This is a genomic window from Clostridioides sp. ZZV15-6598 (assembly GCF_020657705.1).
Taxonomy (GTDB): Bacteria; Bacillota; Clostridia; order Peptostreptococcales; family Peptostreptococcaceae; genus Clostridioides; species Clostridioides difficile_F.
On record NZ_JAGWCS010000251.1, the window covers coordinates 1 to 2,005 of the forward strand.

6 protein-coding genes are annotated in these 2,005 nt (G+C 29.4%); all 6 read right to left on the reverse strand.

Going from position 1 to position 2,005, the window contains the following annotated elements:
- Window positions 1-176, reverse strand: a 176-nt coding sequence (locus tag KGF50_RS21245) for a DUF1064 domain-containing protein (protein ID WP_227849908.1), incomplete at its 3' end; no start/stop codon positions are given.
- Between the two features lie 11 nt (window positions 177-187).
- On the reverse strand, window positions 188-403 hold the full coding sequence (locus tag KGF50_RS21250) for a DUF3850 domain-containing protein (RefSeq protein ID WP_227849903.1): 216 nt from the start codon (window positions 401-403) through the stop codon (window positions 188-190).
- Between the two features lie 10 nt (window positions 404-413).
- The gene (locus KGF50_RS21255; protein ID WP_227849904.1) at window positions 414-590 is read right to left on the reverse strand and encodes a hypothetical protein; all 177 of its coding nucleotides are present in this window, start codon (window positions 588-590) and stop codon (window positions 414-416) included.
- Between the two features lie 94 nt (window positions 591-684).
- Window positions 685-993 (reverse strand): hypothetical protein, encoded by a 309-nt coding sequence (locus tag KGF50_RS21260; protein WP_227849905.1) that lies wholly within the window; start codon window positions 991-993, stop codon window positions 685-687.
- 2 nt (window positions 994-995) lie between these two features.
- Window positions 996-1,157: a hypothetical protein gene (locus KGF50_RS21265; protein WP_227849906.1), complete on the reverse strand. Its 162-nt coding sequence runs from the start codon at window positions 1,155-1,157 to the stop codon at window positions 996-998.
- Window positions 1,154-1,879: a phosphoadenosine phosphosulfate reductase family protein gene (locus KGF50_RS21270; RefSeq protein ID WP_227849907.1), complete on the reverse strand. Its 726-nt coding sequence runs from the start codon at window positions 1,877-1,879 to the stop codon at window positions 1,154-1,156. Before KGF50_RS21270 ends, KGF50_RS21265 begins: the two co-directional genes overlap by 4 nt.
- Window positions 1,880-2,005 lie beyond the last annotated feature (126 nt).

The window sequence follows — 2,005 nt, forward strand, 5'->3', positions numbered from 1 at the left end:
TCAGAAACTCCGAACTTTTTAAATTTTGGTTGCAATTCAAATTTCTGTTGTAGTCCAAAATCTTTAATTTCTCCTTTTGCTTTCTTATCTTTAAGATATAGATAGTATTCTGCTTCATCTTTACTATCAAATTTAATTCCATCTATCGTAGTTTTCTTATTGTTGTATTTACTCAATGCTTCCTCCTCTACTTTATTCCTAATTGTACATAACCATTTCCAAGCTTAACAAAATACTCAATCTCTTTATTTACCTCAATTCCTGTAAATTTTCCATCTCTGAAAGCTTGTAATATAACTGTATCTCCTGCCTTGAAATTTACTTTATATTCTACTTCGATTTGTTTTTTATTCTTGATTACATCTTTAAAAGTACTAGAAGCTATTTGCAATTCATGTATCATATAATCACCCTCAAAGTTTATATTTTATTTCTTCTACTTGTATGTTTTTATCATCTGTAAACCATTCTCCAACACACTCTAGTGATGCTTCTTTAATAGCTAATTTAACAGCATCTTCTTTATTTTCCGCTTTTACATCAACAAATATATCCCCTGTAAATGGTATCTTTACTTTATATTTTTTCATAGTTGCCACCCCCTTTTATAAGTCAAAGTAAGTCTATAACATTCTAGTTTCATTCACAAACTTACCTTGACTACTTAAATTATTTAAACCTAGACTATTTGTTTCCTTCACTTTCTATTTTAATTAATAATTCTTTTACTTCAGTAGCTTCTTCTTTTATACATTTAATAGCTAGTTTAATTTCTTCTTTTAAGCGAATATTTAATTCCTTATTTGTAAAAGTAAGTGGTGTTTTAGTACCATTTTTTCTTACAATTGATATGTTTATTTTTTTACACTCTTCTATTTCCTTTAAATATTCTCTTAATTCTTTTTCATCTTCTTTCGTTCTCTTTATAGCCTCAAGCATAGGAATAACAGCTACTTTATATCCTTCTGGAATATCATTTAAATTTATTTTCATTTTTAAATCTCCTTTTCCAACCAATTTTTATATGTTGTATCACAATCTTTGCTCTCGCAATCTACCCTATCACTTATGCAACTAGCACAAATCTCTTTCCCAAATTCCTTATACACTTCTCTTTCATCAAGATTCTTTGACTTGCACATTTCTTTATTAGTCATATGCTCACCTTCTCTGTTTGAAAGAAACTTATCTGTCTTTCATTTTCTATATCCTCATTTCTAAATCGTTTTTCTAGGTCATGCACTGTAACCCCATTAGCTCTAAAAGGTACAGGACTATCTCTATCCAACTTAAGCATCTTTTGCCACAAAATGGGATAGTATTTTCTTAGTGTTTTGAGGCTCTCTAAGCTTTGTTTAGGGCATAAGTAGCAACCAGTCCTCTTAAATCTATGATGAATCTCATAATAGAAACCTTTTTCTTCCAAATATTTCAAACAATCTTTTTCAGTCATTTTCTCATTATAAAGAGGTGCTATACAGTTTTTTTCTAGTCTTTTATATCTGCTAGGTTCATCGTATGCAATTCCAATATATCTTTTATGTTCTCCTATAGAATTAAAATATTTATTGGCAGGAGCACGTTTTAAACTACTGTTACACCATGCTCCTAGAGTGTATGGAAAACCTCGTATTTGCCCTTTACGCTTACCTCGCTTATTAACAGTATAAAAGTATTCTTCAAAGTTTTTTTCTGCTTTAATTCTTGTTATTTTAAAGTTTATTCTTTTCTCAAAATCATCTATTATGTTATAGATTCCATCAAACTCTACTCCTGTATCTATAAATACAATTTCATCAAGAGGTAATTTCTTTTCCAATATTAGAAGGAGCATTGCAGCAGAATCTTTTCCTCCACTAAAACTTGCAACATATTTCATAAAATCACTCCTTACATTTTCTAAATGGTTCAACCACCATTTCAGTCTCTCCACAAGTATCTTCTGTAAAATCTATTTGTCTCCCATTAAATTCTCTTATATAGTCTGATATATCATATACTCTTT